Raw genomic sequence first — 16,586 nt, 5'->3', positions numbered from 1 at the left:
CTCTCCTTCGTCCTCACCTAAGTTAACGCATAAAATTTCTCTATCTCCGATTCCGTTCCTAAACTTTCCTTCGATAAACATTCTATAAATGAGTCTCTTAAAGCCTCACTCTCCATTACTTCAATAATACCTTCGGATATTGCAATTGAATTCATTTCTACAATTAACCCATTCTCATAATGTGTAATTTGGTCTTTTGCTGTACTGAAGTTGGTTACTACAATTGGTTTATTCAAAATTTTCGCTTCATCTATTGCAATCGATTTCCCCTCAAAACGAGAAGGCTGAACATAAATGTCTGCTTCTCTGATATAAGGATACGGATTATCTTTAATACCAATCAAATAAAAATGGTCACATAGCTGATACTCATTAATCATCAGCTCAAGCTTGCTTCGCTCCTCACCTTCACCAATCACATACCACCTAATGTCATAACCTATCTCCACTAGTTTTTTGCAGGCTTCTACAGCCATTTCAAAACCTTTCTGTTGATTCAGCCTACCTATTGATAAAATAGTTGTGCTTTTATTGTTATATACATTGCTGCTCTCAAGAGACATCTCTTGGATAAGCGTAGGCGACACAATATTTTGAACGACTTCAACTTTCCTCTTAAATTGAGGAAATCTTTGCTCCAATACTTCACCACAAATGTCTGAAACCGTTACAAGATGATCCAAATACTCAAAATATTTATTATCAATATTTGAATCCATTTGAAGTTTATTATAATCATTATGAATATAACCAATCTTCTTCTTGGCCTTTACCTTTTCTATACCAAAATAAACTGGGTTTTTCTCCAGATAACCAATTGCTGCATCATAAGTTCCTGATAATGCAGGCATTGTATAAGATAAATATTTCCATACGCGTTGTTCCCGTCTTGCTGCGTTTTTCTCTGTATAAAAGATGTAACCCGCAAGCAGTCTAAACAGTGCAACTGAGAATTTGCCATTCTTTAAACAATCCATAAGAGCTGTCTTGATAGACATATCGAAGTACCTATAATGATGAGGCTCTTCTAACATATTTACTTGCTTTGGGAGCTTGCTCATAAAGATTCCTTCATGCTTGAATAAAAATAGATCCACATCATATTTGGAATAATCTATCGTTTGCAGCAATGAAAGAAGTGACTTCTCAGCTCCGCCGCAATTCAAATTATTCATAATAAATAAAAGTTTTTTCTTCATGCCAACCACCTATCCAAGTAAGCTGTACAGCTTATTTATCTCCTCTTCCGTGCCTAATTGCAGCTGTGACAAATGCTCGCTCATCTGTTTACTTATACTCTGGTTTTGAATAAGTTTGGCTATTCCATGCGCGACTGCTTCTGCATTCATGTCTACAATTAGTCCCTCAATGCCATCCTCAAGTTGATCCCTAGCTGTACTAAAATTAGTAATCAAGATTGGTTTGTTTAATATTTTCGCCTCATCGATTGCAATAGCCTTTCCTTCAAAACGCGATGTCTGAGCATAAATATCAGCTTGTTTTATATAGGGGTATGGATTTGATTTCAAACCTAAGAGCTTCACATGCTGCTCCAAACCGGCTGCGTCAATAAGCTCTAAAAGATTTTGTCTCTCTTCCCCTTCACCAATGATGTTCCATTGGAATGAAATTCCCCAACCCTTCATTATGCCGCAAGCTTCGATAGCAAGCTCAAATCCTTTCTGTGTATTAAGCCTACCAATTGAAAGAATGACAGTTTCTTTTTCTTTTCTCCCAAATACATCATGAGATCCTTTTTCCGAAAGCTGTTTTATTACTTTTGGTGACACGATATTGTGAATAACCTCAACTTTATTATTTTGATTTGGAAATCTACGTTTTAAAATATGTCCACACTCCTCAGAAACCGTAACGATATGATCCAGCTTCTGAAAATAATCCAAATCAAAATCAGGATCCATTCCTAATTTATCGTAATCATTATGTACCCAGCCTATTTTCTTAGAAGCTTCTACCTTCTCAGTGCAGAAATAAATAGATGTTTTCTCCAAGAAAGCAATGGCAACATCATACTTCTTATCCATTTTCCCAATGGAACTCGCCATGTATTTCCAGCTTTTTTGTTCTCCAATACTTACGTTATTAGATGCTCTATTCTTATAACTGAACATGATTCTGTTAAAAGCAAGCATCGCATTCTTATCCAACAAAAACTTCGATACAGAATTTCGTATGGGCATGACAAAATGGCTATAGTTCTCCGGCAAAGGCAACACATGAACGTCTTCAGGAATTAACTCCATAAAAAGACCCTCATGGTTGAACATAAATAAATCGACCTCATATCGTTTGAAGTCTAAGATAGCTAGCAAATTAATCAGGCTTCGCTCTGCTCCTCCTGCGGTTAAGCTAGGAATGACAAACAATAATTTTTTTCTCATCTTCACCTCATGCTAGCTCGCTTAAATAATTAACCGCTTTATAAGACATTTTCTTAATTTCAGGTATGGCTTGCTTAAGCCTATTTTTCAGCTCTGCCTCTTCTCCAACCATTTCATCGAACTTCCCGATCAAACGCCGGCTATCTGATATTTCATCAATGCCTAAAACGAGCTTTTCTTCTCCAAATATATCTCTAGCGATACCTTTTGATTTAACACTATATCCTAACACCATCGTTGGTACGTAATTGGAATATGCTGCAATCGTTGCATGTGTCCTTGCACCAATAAAAAATCTCATTCTAGCAATATATCCTTTGTATTGAATGGCTGTTAGGTTGTCAGGCAGGAGCACTACTCTTCCAGTATCCTTGTAAGTTTCGAAATAGCTGCTAAGCACCTCGTAATCATTATTACCTTGAATAATGACATGTGGGGTTAAAGCGATAGTCATGTCTGTTGTTTTCAAAATATGCTGAATCAACTCATCAACTGCAGCTTGAGACTGCTTATTTCTTTTCCAAACTAATGGACTAAAGTTTAGTCCCAGCGTATTTCCCTCCTGCCAGCCTTTAGGGAGTGCAAGCTCCTCCTTCTCCATTGTGAAAGCTGGATCAGCACATAACTTAACATTCTTCAGTCCCTTGCTGACCAACATGTTGTAGGTTAGCGACTCCCGTGAAAGAATTAAGTCAAACAGCTGCAAATCCTCCAATTTTCTAGGAGTCATATCTTCTTCTCCGATCGAGCATCCCCAAAGAACCAATTTCTTACCTTGAGCTTTAACGCGCTTGTCAATTTCATACCATCCAGGCTGCTCGCCATAGCAGTAATTATCCCCACCAATAGATAAACAAACATCCATATCCTTTATTTTTTCAATAATGTTATGATGAATGACTCCAAGTGCATAAGACTCATCTTGAAACAGCTTTATTTTTAGAGAAGATAGTAACCAATCATATGAGTATCTTTTTATGGAACGTGTGGAACCATCATAAATTCCGTCCAGCTTGGAAATCACCGTATCGGTTTCCGGCTGCGATGAGGCTAAATATACTTTAGCACCTCCTATTTTCTCCTTTAAAATGGCTGTTGATGAACGAACGATCGCTTCACACCCTCTATTGAGACTGCTCTCATGGGCAAACATCAAAATCTTCATTATAAATCCCCCGCTACTTCTTATTTCTGAATCTGCTGTAGGACGTAAGACAATACAAGCCTAATATCGATTGCTTATTCATTAAATGAAGAATTAGTTTCTGATAGCGTCCGAGTACAAGCTCCATTTCCTTCTTGTAAACAGGCAATGCATTTCTTACATCATCATTTGCTATCATTTTACGAACATAGCTAAACTGTTTATTAATGCTTAATTCTTCTGTTGGCCTTAAGTAAATATGGATATATGCCATTACACTATGTATTAACTTAATCGATTTCAGTTGTTTAATCGTATCTAGATTCAATATCTCCGAATAATGTACTGGCGGGTCAGAGTCAAAAACCTCCAATGCTCTCTGAAAATAATCCTTTTGAATCACATTTCTAGTTGCACTCCCGCTAACTTCACGGTAATGATAGCCGGTATAATCGAGATATTTCATACTGACCGCAAAACTGAAAAATATCATATTAAACATGCCGTCTTCACCGAGAGCTACTCGTTCAGGAAAACGTATAGCATGCTCTTTAATTAATGCATTTCGGTAGAGCTTATTGCATGCTGTATTCAACGTTTCTGTTTTCAAAAAAGCGGGCAAAACTTCTTTACGAATAAATTCCGCTGTTAGCAAAACATCTTTGGGAAAAGTGTAATTCGTTATGACATGATTGCCCTCGATCTCGCTCTCAAAGTTCGAAAGCACTACATCACAGTTTTCTTTAATTGCCGCCGTATAGAGCCGGTTATACATATCCGGTTCAATATAATCATCCGCATCAACAAACCCAATATATTGTCCACTTGCAGTCACCAGACCAGCATTTCGTGCAACACTTACACCTTGGTTTTGTTGTTGAATGAGGATAATACGCGATTCTAAGTTTTGATAGCTTTCTATAATAGCTGCGCTGTTATCCGAAGACCCATCATCTATAAATATGAACTCCATTTCACTAATTGTCTGAGACAGCAGGGAATCAATACATTCCCTTAAAAAAGGTTCTGCATTGAATACAGGTACAATTATGCTTACCTTTACGTCCACCTACTGCTCCTCCCTCCAGTTGTGATGAGCTCATAGAGCTTATCCATCTCATTTCCGTTACTATAGTTAGAGTGTATACAATTAGTGGAAAGTCTCTCTCTGAGGGCTATATCATGAAATAACGTTTCAATTCCAGCAGCAATTCCATCAATCGACATATCAGTTATGAAACCATCTATGCCATGGTCAACTTGACTTGGAGCAGTAGGGTAATTTGTTATGACAATCGGTTTTCCAAGAATTTTGGCTTCCGTTACTGTCACCGCTTTTCCTTCATATCTAGACGGCTGCACATACAAATCGCATTTGCTCACATAAGGATAGGGATTGGTTTGTTTACCCAGTAAAATAAAACGATTCTCTAGCTTGTTTTCTTCGATAAGCTCTCGCAGCATCGCTTCATCATCGCCATACCCTACTACGTACCAGACCATATCGTTATAACCCTTATCTACAAGCTGCTTAAATGCTTTTATTGCTTGATCGAAGCCTTTTTGATGGCATAATCTTCCCACTGATAACAGCTTAAACCTGAAGTCATTATCCATAGGATTATCCATTACTGTTTCCTTTGCCAATGTTCTTACAAGTTCAGGAGAGATCATATTTTCAATTACTACAACTTTATCCTTTAGTGAAACATAACTCTCCAGAAAGGAATCTCTACATGCATCCGAAACTGCGATGATATAATCAAATTTCTCCCACATCTTTAAGTCCTGCTGACGATTAGTTACTACAGTCGAATAATCGGTATGGATCCAAGCAATTTTTTTTCCTGCTCTTACCTTATCCGCTACAAAATAATGTGGCCATAAGTAGCTGATTGCAACATCGTAATCTTTCTCGCATTCAGGAAGAAAAGGAAGTGCATATTTCCACATTAACTGCAGTTGATAATATCCCATTTCTTCTATGCCTTTAACTTTTCCTAATACAGCCGAATGAGCCTTTGCGAGTACGCGAGAGGCGCCTATCCTTAGCTGTTTTTCATTTAATGTTTCACTGATTGATTTGCGAAACGATGCATATTGAGGAATTTCACCAAGTAAATTAGCTTTGCCTGACAATAAACCCATAAAGTCTCCTTTATGGCGATATAACATAAGATCAATCTCATATTTGTTGTAGTCAAACTCATCTAGCATGCCGGCAAGACTTCTTTCTACACCGCCGACCTCCATATCATAAGAAGCAATTAATACATTTCTCATTTCGTTCTCCTATTCAATAGCAGGATTACCCTACACCTATCCTTGCTTTCTTATCTTTCTCCAACTCCATAAAAATGGACGCAGTGGAAAATACAAAAAGTGGAGAGATTTTGGCAGTGGTAACGTAATAGCGTCCTTTGGGTATGGGTATAGAAAACTCGCCATAAATAATAGTTTTTGTCTTGTCGTCAAAAGTCCAAACAAATATTTTTTATGATAGCGATCTACTTCCTCCGGTATGGGCGGTGTATGTAAGTTTATGATTCGATGAACATAATACATTGCGTCCTCTGCTGACCATTCTGCTTTTCTGTCTGTTATTAGCGGCTTCATTTCTTCACGTAAGGGAGTTGCCATTAATCTAGCTACTAATAGAAGCGCTTGCCCCCCGATATGAGCAAATTGATACTTCCTCAGCAATCGAATTAATTTCGGCCAATCTACTTTTTGATTTACTAGTTGTTTAATATCTAGCAGCCAACGGAGTCTAGACCAGCCATGGCGAGCACCGTGAGAAACGAGAAACATAAATAGATCTTCTCTACCGAGATAATAGATTGGTCTTGATATGAGTGAGCTCTGTCTTCTACGCTCCCATAAATCATCAAATTTCGGTTCCTTTGCGGGTGCAGGGTTAAGTCGCCAATGAACCTCAACCTTGATCGCTTTGTCTGGATGGACAAAGGCCGTATGATGATGACGCCATTTCCAGTCATTTAAGACCGATTCGATATAATCATCTTTTACATACCCAAGCGTTACGAGTAGGGCTTCAGCACGTTCTAGATCCTTGATTGGAATTAGGAAATCCAGGTCACATGATGTACGAAGTGATACGTCTCCATATAAGTCAGCAGCAATGACTGGACCTTTAAGAAAGAGGGAACGAATGCCGTTCTCAGAGAACACCTTAGCCAGCTGTTCCATCTCTCCGCTGAGTGCCAACATCTGTAGAGTGTTGCGATAATAGTCGCGATGAAACATTTGAGTTACAAAAGTAGGGATATCGGTTGACTTCATTTTTTGCAGCTTGAGATTGAGAGTGGGAAAAACACGATGATGTCTTGCTAACTCTATAAATTTGTCCCAATCCGTCTTATGGAGCAGCTCCTGTATATCAAAAGTTATTTTAGCTCCATGATCCATAACAAGGATCGAAAGAAGCAGTCTCAATTCGTCAGACAGTTCTTCCTTTTGGAGTGAGACGTCGTTATTCATGAATTTCTCCTTCATATTGATGAACTCACAGCGAACAAAAATCTTGTTTTTGTTCTATAAAACGAACACAAGTACAGATTATCACCTCTACAGTCGGTTGTCAATCTATTTACCGCCTGACACTGTGAAATTATGAAACATTAACATTGCTATGTTGATAGGTAATAGACGCTTCAGCATATACAGATTGAATACAATTAATCACACGCGATTGTTCGTCCTCCGACATGCTGGAGCCTGAAGGCAAACAAATACCTGTTTCAAATAGCTGTTCCGACACGTTAATACCATCTTCATGCGAGTAATAAGTGTTCGCTTTGAATAAAGGCTGCAAGTGCAACGGTTTCCACACATGACGCGCTTCAATCTTTGCTTTACCAAATGCCTCTAGTAAATAATGCACGGAAATACCTGATTCTTGCAAATCCAAGGTTATCGTAGTTAGCCATCTATTTGACCTGGTGTTCTCTAACTCAGGCATAAACTGAAGCCCTGGTAAATCGCCCAATTCTCTTTTATAACGGTCAAAAATGTTTCTCCTCGCTATTACTCTTTCATCCAGAACTTCTAATTGCGATCTTCCTACACCAGCAAGCAGGTTGCTTAATCGGTAATTATAACCCATATCGCTATGCTGATAATGAGGAGCTGCGTCTCTCGCTTGCGTTGCCAAAAACCGTGCTCTTCGCAGCACTTCTTCATCATCCGATACCAGCATTCCGCCGCCCGATGTAGTTATTATTTTGTTGCCGTTAAAAGAGTAAATGCCAAATTTTCCGAATGAGCCGCTCTTTTTCTCCTTATAACTTGATCCAAGAGACTCCGCGGAATCTTCAATGATAGGAACCTCATATTGATCGCATAAAGCAATAATCTCATCCATTTTGGCACTTTGCCCATACAGATGAACAACGATAACTGCTTTTGGCAAATTCCCTTCCTGATTAGCTTTCTCTAAAGCTCGCTGCAGCGCTTGTGGTGACATATTCCATGTGTCAAACTCCGAATCGATAAATACAGGTTCGGCTCCAACGTACAAAATCGGATTAGCACTCGCTACAAAAGTTAAGCTTGAGCAAAATACGAAATCGCCTTTCTTGACATGCAGCAAACGAAGCGCCAAATGAATCGCTGCCGTTCCGGAGCTTACTGCAACTGCATCTTTAACGCCAGCATATGCTGCCATTTCTTTCTCGAAGGCATCAACGTGTGGACCGAGCGGTGCTATCCAATTCGTAGCGAATGCTTCGTGTATATATTTTTGTTCATTTCCACTCATATGTGGCGGGGAAAGATAAATAAACTTTGGCTCAGCTAACATGAACAGATTCACCATCCTTAATAAACATATGTTTGCAAGCGTAAAGATCAGGAAGCTTTCTTAAACTATCAATACGGTAATGTGCCTCATACTCCGGCGTAACATTAGTGTTTGCGTATTCGCCATTTTCCCTTTGAATATGGACCGTGGTCCATCCCAGCTGCTTCGCGGTTATGAAGTCCTTTTTCACATTATCTCCAACATACATGCATTGAATGTGATCGATCTGCAGTTTCCTACTGACCTCTTCATAAACTAATGGGCTTGGCTTCCAATTTTCTCTGCCGTATTCATCTGACAAAACAATGACTTCAAATCTGTCTGCCAGTTTTAAAGCGTGAACCTTTTGCTGTTGAGCATTGAGATATCCGTCAGAAATAAGAGCTAATTTGACCTCTGATGATAGATGCTCCAGCACCCACTTCGCGTCTTCTGCCAAATGAATGTTTGGTATATGAGATCGATAACAGTTGATTAATATTTTTATAGTAGAATCCCCATACTCTACTCCAAGCTGATCAAGAACCTTATTAAAAATGAACTCTCTTATTCCGGAATGAAATAGTTTAACCGCTGATTCAAAAAAACCAGTTACACCAAATTGTTCAATAATGTACTGATCTACAGCTTTAAAACCACTGATGACATACTGCTTCTCTTCATACAATGTATCATCCATATCAAACACTATAGCCTTAATAGTCATAGGAGATATCCTTTGTAAAAATGGCCTCATCATATCGAAGCATCGTCAGTTGATCGCACCAGCTATTATCCTGTCCCTCATCAAGTGTTTCCCCACGACCCAGCCTAATGGTCCATAAAGGAAAATCTGCGCCTGCTTCAATAGCTAGTGGGACGCCTCCACCAAAACGAGGATTGATTTCTATAAAAGTAATCTCACCGTTTGCTTGTTTAAAGCATTGCAGGGTTATACATCCTACTGGACCTGGCAATGCACGTACAACATGTTCGGCTGCATTTATGACATCCTGATTTTTCATCGTAATCCCTTTGCTTACTTCTCCTGCTCTTGTTTCGAGCCGAAGTCTAGGCACAATCGTTTTTATATTACCGAAGAAATCCACCATGACATCGATGGTATATTCCTCGCCGGTTACAAACTCTTGAATCATCGCATTAGGTATGTACTCTTTAAAAAAATGGAGCTCCTTCTCATTTTTAATTTTTGTGACGCCTTGGCTGGAGCTGCCGTTTCTTGGTTTAATCATTAACGGAAACTGATAGTTTTTTTCGTGAATCTCATCCTCGTTGTATACTTTAGGCGTCCGAATATCGTTTTCAGAGAAAAACCGATAGGTTTTCTCTTTATCAAATGTAATTTCATTTAATTCACTGCTGGATAAAAGCAATTTCACACCTATTTCTTCAAATAATGAACGATTAGCAGCTAGCAGAACGAGCTCTGAATCAATTAATGGAATGAGTAGATGAATATTTTCGTCCACGCAGATCGCAAGGAGTGTCTCCAAGTAATGCTGTTCAACTACTCTAGGGACTAATACATGCCGATCACTCATAAAGGCTGTTGGCGCAGTAGTCTTAACATCAGCAGTTACAATTTTCCCATTAATACCGTGAAGCGCGTAAGCCTCTTTAAATTTCTTGATGAGTGATACTCTTCTACCCGAGCTTGTAAATAAAAGATTCAATTCATTATCCTTCATGATTCGAGACACTCCCTTTAAACATTGGCATCGTTGCATGATTTGCATTACTTATCCCTTCCGGACGGACAACCTTTAAGAACGTTTGAAACAGAATTTTCAAATCAAGCAAAATGCTCCAATTCTCAACATACCAAACATCCAGCGCAAACTTCTCTTCCCATGAAATTGCGTTTCTTCCATTAATTTGAGCCCAGCCGGTTATACCTGGCCTTACTTGATGCCGCCTTGCTTGTTCCTCTGTGTATAACGGCAAATACTCCATAAGAAGTGGTCTTGGACCAACAAGACTTAAATCGCCCCTTACTACATTAATAAGTTGAAGCAATTCATCAAGACTAAACTTCCGTAAGAAGCTCCCAAAAGGAGTCAGCCTTATGTGATCCGGCAGCAACTGACCGAGGCTGTCCTTCTCATCTGTCATCGTTCTAAATTTGTAAACAACAAAAGGGGCACCGTTGAGTCCTGGACGCTGCTGCTTATACACAATTGGTGTTCCTAGCTTAATGCGTACCAATATTGCAGTAATTCCAATTATTGGAAGCATAATGAGTAAGATTATACTCGAAACAAAAATATCAAATAATCGCTTTGTCATAGATAGGTGCTCCCGTAGCTCGTTTAACTGCTCTTAGTTTGAAGATAGCAGCTTTCGCATTTTTGAAATAACGGTTGGACCGACGATTCGGCTTGCAACTCTTTTTAACTTACTATTTATACGGACATGTATAGGCAGCCAAGACTTTGCAAAATGGTGGATTGTAAAGCTATTTTCCGTTATGTAGTTTCCTCCGTTAATATAATCATATGGACTAAAGAAGGTTCTAGGATAAAAGGTAACTCCATTGGGTAACACTTGAAATTCCCCATTCAAAATCAATCCGTCTTTTTTACTGAGTTCTGTAATGACAGCCGTATTTGTTGTTGTGTCAAAGCTACCCCCTGGTAGTAGAAAACTTCTTCTAGCATAATTAATGAGCAGCTCCTTTATCCATGGATGGCCTTTAACAGCCCCCATCGTAGCCGATTGCAGATATGTTTCATCTTCAAAACCAGTAAACGCCTTATGATGAAGTAAAGTATCAAGTGGCTTGAGTACCTCAACATCCGTATCCATATAAATGCCTCCGAGATGAAATAGAGCATGTAACCGCACATAATCACTTACAAAAGCAAATTTACCAGCTACATAAGCTTCCTTCACATAACGGTTTGAATTGAGATCGAAATTATCCTCATTCCACTCAATTATGGTGTAATCACTCAAATGCTTTTGCCAACTATCCAAGCATTTTTGAATTTTCTTTGATTTCTCTCCACGCCCAAACCAACAGTAATGCAGTATACGTGGAATTTGTTCCGTTGTTCCCACTACTCTACCTCCCTTACAATGGCCAAATTAAGTATTTACTTAAATAATAGATATTGAGTATGATAAAATTTTCATAAAAGAAATAAATAAAATAAAATGCTATGATCGCCAAATATACAAGCTTCTGATCTTTCTCCCGAAACAGCTTCACGATCCAACCAAACAAAAGAAGCTGGTATAAGCTGAAATAAATACTGAGTCGAGCAAAAATCCAGTTCTGAGTGGATATAATCATGAGCACGACGCCGACAATAGAAAGATTAACTACGATGTCACCATGAGGAAAGATTTTTCTTAGCTTCTCTCTGCCAAAAAAGGCGATAACGACCGGAATCGAGCAAACAATTACTCGTATAACGTTAGCCCCGCCCTCCTGAAAGCTTTCATAATGGCCATATTGTGTGTCTTTAATTGCCGTGAATAATAGCGTAGAAAACTGGTTGAAGCCTGCAACTATCAGAACAGCTAAGGAAAGAAGAGCAAATGTCATCCCAGTCCAGGCTTTCCTTCGAACAATAAAGTAGATCGGAATCATGACTAGTGCGCTTTGATGGAAGACCGATCCTAACAACACCAGAGCCATATAGCGTTTCCAGCTGCCTTCAAAAATAAATTTGGTTGCAGAAAAGACAATAGCTGCCGCCAGAAATTGTCTTATACCATTCATCGATACAATAAATGCTCCTGTTGTTATATACAAATACATGCTCAATTCAAAGAGCCTTGCGTATTTAAAGAACACTCCGGCAATAAGCAAATTTGTTGCCAAAGCGGTAAAAAAAATAAGTATTTGTGGATCATCCGATATTTGCTTCAATAACAATTGCAGTATATTGAAACCCTTATCTCTCTGCTGCAAAATCGACTCCCACGAAAAATCACCAATTTCGTAGCTATGTACATAAAGTGATGTATCACCAATGTTTTGTCTAAGTCCTGAGACGATGACGAGGGATGAAGCTGCGAGAAATGCTAAAAATTTATTCGGACTAATAAATATGGGAGCCTTTACTGCTGCAACAGAAAAATATCTGGCCATCCATGCAGTTATTGAAACTAGAATTAACGTAAACCAGAGGATCGTCATTTCTCTGTTCCTTTCTATAATTAATTCGAATGCTTCATCAATGTTCGTCTACTCGTATTTTGTATATAAAGATAGAGCATAATCCCAAGCGGAATAGCAAGCAGCGTTGTAAGTTTACGAGGAGATTCCACTAAGAACCTTCCATTCCTTAACATGATACTGCTTGAGACATAATGGGTAGCTTCTCGAAGTCTATCTTTATAAGTCGGTGAATAAGCCATAGCTGTTTTTCGGAAAAATGCGAAGCCTTGTGGATTCTTCCGATATTGATTAATAATGTTTAAGCTAGAACCATCTGCCAAATACTCGACGTAACAAAGAACATGATTCAAGATGAGAAGCGGTTGTTCTTGATCGATAAGAACGTATTTATAGGACAAGGGACAATATTTTTCTCCTGGAAAGAGTGGATAAGGTGCCACCTTTTGGGCCAGTTCAGTTCGATACACAATTTTTTTATCTCCTTTAACATTGTGTTTTACATATAGATCTGTGAAAGGAGAATCCTTCATATCACTAGGTAATAAAGTTCCGATGACTTCTCCGTTATGGTAGGCATCTAAACCAATAATTCCAGCGTAGCGATTACTGCCTTCCTTCCTCCAGAAGGTCGTAATTTTTTCAACTGCATCATCTGCCAAATAATCATCCGAATCGATACAGACATTAAGCTCTGTCTCAATATGTTTATAAGCTGTGTTGTGTGCACCATGCATTCCCTGATTTTCTTGATAAACATATTGAATCGGTAATTCTGCTTCATTGATCCAACTCTCTACTAATTCTCTAGTATTATCCGATGAGCCATCATCAACAATAAGCCACATAAAATCTTTGCATTTTTGCCTCTTTAAACTTTCGTAGCATAGGTGGAGTGTATAAGCCCGATTGTACGCAGGAGTAAATACAGTCAACATGGGTTTTGAACTTCCACTAACCGTTTTCAGTTCCAAGTTTTATTCCTCCTGTATTTTTTCTCCGTATCCAATTCATCCCTAATAACATGAAGTAGATAGCTGACGAGATTTTTAGCTTTGCACATAAAAAAAACGTCTTCCAAATAAGTGGACAATACTCCAATTGAAAGCGCCTAAGTGAATAACTTGTTTTTTCATTGTTTAACAATTTTTTGATTAAACGTAATCTTTCTCTCATGGATAGATTCGTTTGATGATTCATAATGTTTAATCCTTGCCCAAGTACATTCATGCTAATTCGATTATTTAGCGCTAGTCCAAAATCATTAATCAGACCTTTTTCCGTCAAAAAGCTTTGTATTGCCGCATATAGCTTTTCAAATTTCTCAACTAATAACGGATTGTATTGGGATGTGATGGAGGCATCGTTCGTTCGCCAATAATGATAAAAAGGACGATTCAGAAACAAAAAAGACTCAGCATTATAAAAGACATGAATGTTGAAGAGTGTATCCTCATTACTGCCTATGATGCTGAGATCTTTAAATTTCACCTTATTGTCTTTCAGCAATGACGTACGATAAAGTTTTGACCATACCGTCCCCCAAGCATCCAGATATTCGGGATTCGCTACCTCTTCCTTTAATGGACCAACAAGTCGCCTTAGCATGGTCGTTTGTACCTCATCCATAAGATACAATTGCTTGTCAGGCGTGTTGAAGCGCTTTTCCTTCGAATGTGTCCCAAACTCCCGAATGTACGTACACATCACAATATCAACGTTTTGTTCCACAGCGCACTCGTACATTTCTTCATACATTTTTAAATTTACCCAATCATCTGGATCAACGAATCCGATGTACTCCCCATTTGCTGCCAGCACACCATCGTTTCGTGCAGCGGACACACCTTCATTTTCTTTATTAATAACAATGATTCGTGAATCCCGTTCCGTATATTCCTGAAGAATGCTTAAGCTGGAATCCGTAGATCCATCGTTTACTGCAATAATTTCTATGTCTGATAAGCTTTGCTCTAGCAAGCTATTCAAGCATCTATCCAAATACAGCTCCATATTAAATATAGGCACGATGATACTGACTTTGGGATTCATTTTGTTCCCCCAACATAAAGGACTTGTATATTTCATTAAGCTCTAGCTTCACCTGAAGCAAACCATATTTCTGTACCATTTGAAGGCTAAACGCCCCCATCCGCTGCCTCAGCTCCAGCGATTCACTCAGCTTCCTTAACCGGTCAGCAAATAACTCCATATCGGTCGGCTCCAGCACGAATCCATTCTCGCCATCTATAACGAGCTCTGAATGCCCTCTATTCCGCGTGGCAACAATAGGCAGCCCGCAGGCCATAGCCTCCATTAAATTGACGGGCAATCCCTCACGCAGACTGGATGCTACTGCGACGTCGCACATGGGCAGCAGCCGGTCGATATCTGTCCGATAGCCAAGAAAATGGACCATCGATCCAACACCTAAACGCTCCGCCAGAGCCTGACTTTCCTCAAGCAAAGGCCCTTTACCAGCAAGCAGCAGCCGGCCATGCGGTACCGCCTCTTTAATAGCGGCCAACGCGTGAATGAGCAGCTGATGGTTTTTGTTTCGGTTAAATTCAGCAGCATAAAACATAAGGAAGTCGTCCGTGCGATAATCGAGCTCCTGACGCAATCGCCATTTATCAAGCTTTTGCAAAGGCTTAAAATGTGTTGTATTTACGCCAACACCATGAACATGAGCAATCCGCTTTGCTTTAAATTTTTTGGTGACAGCGAGCTGATAATCCTCTGTATTGATTGTAATTAAGCAGTCCGTCATGCTGGACAGCCTCTTCTCAATTGGATAATAAAGCATCCAGTTCAGGAGCGAGCCACCTTTGCAGAAATGAAAACCATGCGCGGTATAAATAACTTTTGTTCCTTGTTTTCTCGCCGGCTGTGCCGCGAGTCTTGCAAGCACGCCGCCCATTGGCGTATGGCAATGAATGATATTATAATCCTGCTGCTGAATAATTGCCTTCAGCTCTCGGTATGCTTTGACATTGTTGGAATGGAACGGTGAGCGCTCAATGGAAATATTAAACTTCCGGTCAACAAAAGGGAGCTCCAGCTCGCCCTTTGCGGCGATATGGACCTCCCACCCTTGCTGCTTAAACCATTCGAGAACAGGCATATGAAATGCCTTGAAATGATAATCAACCGTTGCACAAAATAAAATTTTATTTGGCATGCTTCTACCATCCTATACTAGAATTATTTTCTAGCAGATTCTCTTTCAACCATTTGCGATAAATAGTTTAATAGCTCATAACGCAAATCCTCACGCTGAAGAGCAAATTCAATCGTCGTCTGGATAAAGCCCATTTTCTCACCCACATCATGACGTTTTCCTTCGAATTCATAAGCATATACGGCTTCCATTAGGTTTAAAGCAGCAATCGCATCGGTCAGTTGTATTTCTCCGCCCGCTCCAGGCGATTGATTGCCGAGAATGTCGAAGATCGCCGGGTTCAAAATATACCTGCCCATAATCGCCATATTCGATGGCGCCAGCTCCTTAGACGGCTTCTCGACCAAATGTCTAACCCGGTGGAAGGATTCCTCCATAAGAGTGCCATCTACAATTCCGTAGCGAGATACGGCTTCATCCGCCACACGCTGCACACCGATAATCGAGGTATGATACTCATCATATTTTTCGATCATCTGCTTAATACAAGGCTTCTCCGCTGAGATAATATCATCCCCAAGCAGTACGGCAAACGGCTCATCGCCAATAAATTTGCGAGCGCACCATATGGCATGCCCAAGCCCCTTCGGCTCCTTTTGGCGAATATAATGAATGTCCACCATATCCGCTGATTTGCGCACTTCACTTAATAAATCGTATTTATGTTTGGCAGTCAAAATTTGCTCCAGCTCAAGCGAGTTATCAAAATGATCCTCGATTGCCCGTTTTCCTTTACCCGTTACAATAATAATGTCCTCGATGCCTGACTCAATCGCTTCTTCCACAATATATTGAATAGTTGGCTTATCGACGATTGGCAGCATTTCTTTTGGCATCGCTTTTGTTGCTGGGAGAAACCTTGTACCCAGACCAGCAGCTGGTATGATCGCTTTTCTAACCTTCATATCTTT

General features: G+C 39.6%; 16 protein-coding genes. All 16 read right to left on the bottom strand.

The genetic code is table 11. The features are described from left to right. Positions 1-17: 17 nt before the first annotated feature. The 16 genes from ACIFSR_RS12540 to galU all read right to left on the bottom strand — a co-directional run bounded on the left by ACIFSR_RS12540 (position 18) and on the right by galU (position 16,580). Positions 18-1,199, bottom strand: a complete 1,182-nt coding sequence (locus ACIFSR_RS12540; protein WP_430057648.1) for a glycosyltransferase — start codon at positions 1,197-1,199, stop codon at positions 18-20. A gap of 9 nt (positions 1,200-1,208) precedes the next feature. Further along, positions 1,209-2,153 (bottom strand): glycosyltransferase, encoded by a 945-nt coding sequence (locus tag ACIFSR_RS12535; protein ID WP_430057646.1) that lies wholly within the window; start codon positions 2,151-2,153, stop codon positions 1,209-1,211. Between the two features lie 256 nt (positions 2,154-2,409). Next, positions 2,410-3,567: a polysaccharide pyruvyl transferase family protein gene (locus ACIFSR_RS12530; RefSeq protein ID WP_430057645.1), complete on the bottom strand. Its 1,158-nt coding sequence runs from the start codon at positions 3,565-3,567 to the stop codon at positions 2,410-2,412. Between the two features lie 13 nt (positions 3,568-3,580). After that, a complete protein-coding gene (locus ACIFSR_RS12525; protein ID WP_430057643.1) occupies positions 3,581-4,615 on the bottom strand; it encodes a glycosyltransferase in 1,035 nt (344 codons plus the stop codon). Then, on the bottom strand, positions 4,606-5,829 hold the full coding sequence (locus ACIFSR_RS12520) for a glycosyltransferase (RefSeq protein ID WP_430057641.1): 1,224 nt from the start codon (positions 5,827-5,829) through the stop codon (positions 4,606-4,608). The genes ACIFSR_RS12525 and ACIFSR_RS12520 overlap by 10 nt, the downstream gene beginning before the upstream one ends. Before the next feature lie 36 nt (positions 5,830-5,865). Further along, positions 5,866-7,047, bottom strand: a complete 1,182-nt coding sequence (locus ACIFSR_RS12515; protein WP_430057639.1) for a nucleotidyltransferase domain-containing protein — start codon at positions 7,045-7,047, stop codon at positions 5,866-5,868. A 130-nt stretch (positions 7,048-7,177) separates the two neighbouring features. After that, positions 7,178-8,368: an aminotransferase class I/II-fold pyridoxal phosphate-dependent enzyme gene (locus tag ACIFSR_RS12510; protein WP_430057637.1), complete on the bottom strand. Its 1,191-nt coding sequence runs from the start codon at positions 8,366-8,368 to the stop codon at positions 7,178-7,180. Then, positions 8,358-9,074 carry an HAD family hydrolase gene (locus ACIFSR_RS12505; protein ID WP_430057635.1) on the bottom strand — a complete coding sequence of 239 codons (717 nt, stop codon included), beginning with the start codon at positions 9,072-9,074 and terminating at the stop codon, positions 8,358-8,360. Before ACIFSR_RS12505 ends, ACIFSR_RS12510 begins: the two co-directional genes overlap by 11 nt. Further along, complete coding sequence (locus ACIFSR_RS12500) at positions 9,064-10,056, bottom strand: ATP-grasp domain-containing protein (protein WP_430057633.1); 993 nt, start codon at positions 10,054-10,056, stop codon at positions 9,064-9,066. The genes ACIFSR_RS12505 and ACIFSR_RS12500 overlap by 11 nt, the downstream gene beginning before the upstream one ends. Then, positions 10,046-10,654 carry a sugar transferase gene (locus ACIFSR_RS12495; protein ID WP_430057632.1) on the bottom strand — a complete coding sequence of 203 codons (609 nt, stop codon included), beginning with the start codon at positions 10,652-10,654 and terminating at the stop codon, positions 10,046-10,048. The genes ACIFSR_RS12500 and ACIFSR_RS12495 overlap by 11 nt, the downstream gene beginning before the upstream one ends. Positions 10,655-10,687: 33 nt before the next feature. Next, positions 10,688-11,428, bottom strand: coding sequence for a glycosyltransferase family 32 protein (locus tag ACIFSR_RS12490; RefSeq protein ID WP_430057630.1), 741 nt, complete (start codon positions 11,426-11,428; stop codon positions 10,688-10,690). A 13-nt stretch (positions 11,429-11,441) separates the two neighbouring features. Further along, positions 11,442-12,515: an EpsG family protein gene (locus tag ACIFSR_RS12485; protein WP_430057629.1), complete on the bottom strand. Its 1,074-nt coding sequence runs from the start codon at positions 12,513-12,515 to the stop codon at positions 11,442-11,444. 20 nt (positions 12,516-12,535) lie between these two features. After that, a complete protein-coding gene (locus ACIFSR_RS12480) occupies positions 12,536-13,432 on the bottom strand; it encodes a glycosyltransferase family 2 protein (RefSeq protein WP_430057838.1) in 897 nt (298 codons plus the stop codon). A 16-nt stretch (positions 13,433-13,448) separates the two neighbouring features. Continuing rightward, complete coding sequence (locus tag ACIFSR_RS12475) at positions 13,449-14,546, bottom strand: glycosyltransferase (protein WP_430057628.1); 1,098 nt, start codon at positions 14,544-14,546, stop codon at positions 13,449-13,451. Next, on the bottom strand, positions 14,509-15,675 hold the full coding sequence (locus tag ACIFSR_RS12470; protein WP_430057627.1) for a glycosyltransferase family 4 protein: 1,167 nt from the start codon (positions 15,673-15,675) through the stop codon (positions 14,509-14,511). Before ACIFSR_RS12470 ends, ACIFSR_RS12475 begins: the two co-directional genes overlap by 38 nt. Positions 15,676-15,698: 23 nt before the next feature. Continuing rightward, entirely contained in the window at positions 15,699-16,580 is an 882-nt protein-coding gene (gene galU / locus ACIFSR_RS12465) for a UTP--glucose-1-phosphate uridylyltransferase GalU (RefSeq protein WP_076267867.1), read from the bottom strand. Positions 16,581-16,586: the final 6 nt, after the last annotated feature.

The organism is Paenibacillus sp. NRS-1760 (genome assembly GCF_050467785.1).
Taxonomy (GTDB): domain Bacteria; phylum Bacillota; class Bacilli; order Paenibacillales; family Paenibacillaceae; genus Pristimantibacillus.
This window is presented reverse-complemented; position numbering and strand designations above follow the sequence as displayed.

What these genes read in the sequence shown, in the direction of transcription:
- ACIFSR_RS12540 (WP_430057648.1), bottom strand. Translation starts at nt 1,199, where the DNA reads ATGAAGAAAAAACTTTTATTTATTATGAATAATTTGAATTGCGGCGGA.
- ACIFSR_RS12535 (WP_430057646.1), bottom strand. Translation starts at nt 2,153, where the DNA reads ATGCTTGCTTTTAACAGAATCATGTTCAGTTATAAGAATAGAGCATCT.
- ACIFSR_RS12530 (WP_430057645.1), bottom strand. Translation starts at nt 3,567, where the DNA reads ATGAAGATTTTGATGTTTGCCCATGAGAGCAGTCTCAATAGAGGGTGT.
- ACIFSR_RS12520 (WP_430057641.1), bottom strand. Translation starts at nt 5,829, where the DNA reads ATGAGAAATGTATTAATTGCTTCTTATGATATGGAGGTCGGCGGTGTA.
- ACIFSR_RS12515 (WP_430057639.1), bottom strand. Translation starts at nt 7,047, where the DNA reads ATGAATAACGACGTCTCACTCCAAAAGGAAGAACTGTCTGACGAATTG.
- ACIFSR_RS12510 (WP_430057637.1), bottom strand. Translation starts at nt 8,368, where the DNA reads ATGTTAGCTGAGCCAAAGTTTATTTATCTTTCCCCGCCACATATGAGT.
- ACIFSR_RS12505 (WP_430057635.1), bottom strand. Translation starts at nt 9,074, where the DNA reads ATGACTATTAAGGCTATAGTGTTTGATATGGATGATACATTGTATGAA.
- ACIFSR_RS12500 (WP_430057633.1), bottom strand. Translation starts at nt 10,056, where the DNA reads ATGAAGGATAATGAATTGAATCTTTTATTTACAAGCTCGGGTAGAAGA.
- ACIFSR_RS12495 (WP_430057632.1), bottom strand. Translation starts at nt 10,654, where the DNA reads ATGACAAAGCGATTATTTGATATTTTTGTTTCGAGTATAATCTTACTC.
- ACIFSR_RS12485 (WP_430057629.1), bottom strand. Translation starts at nt 12,515, where the DNA reads ATGACGATCCTCTGGTTTACGTTAATTCTAGTTTCAATAACTGCATGG.
- ACIFSR_RS12480 (WP_430057838.1), bottom strand. Translation starts at nt 13,432, where the DNA reads ATGTTGACTGTATTTACTCCTGCGTACAATCGGGCTTATACACTCCAC.
- ACIFSR_RS12475 (WP_430057628.1), bottom strand. Translation starts at nt 14,546, where the DNA reads ATGAATCCCAAAGTCAGTATCATCGTGCCTATATTTAATATGGAGCTG.
- ACIFSR_RS12470 (WP_430057627.1), bottom strand. Translation starts at nt 15,675, where the DNA reads ATGCCAAATAAAATTTTATTTTGTGCAACGGTTGATTATCATTTCAAG.
- galU (WP_076267867.1), bottom strand. Translation starts at nt 16,580, where the DNA reads ATGAAGGTTAGAAAAGCGATCATACCAGCTGCTGGTCTGGGTACAAGG.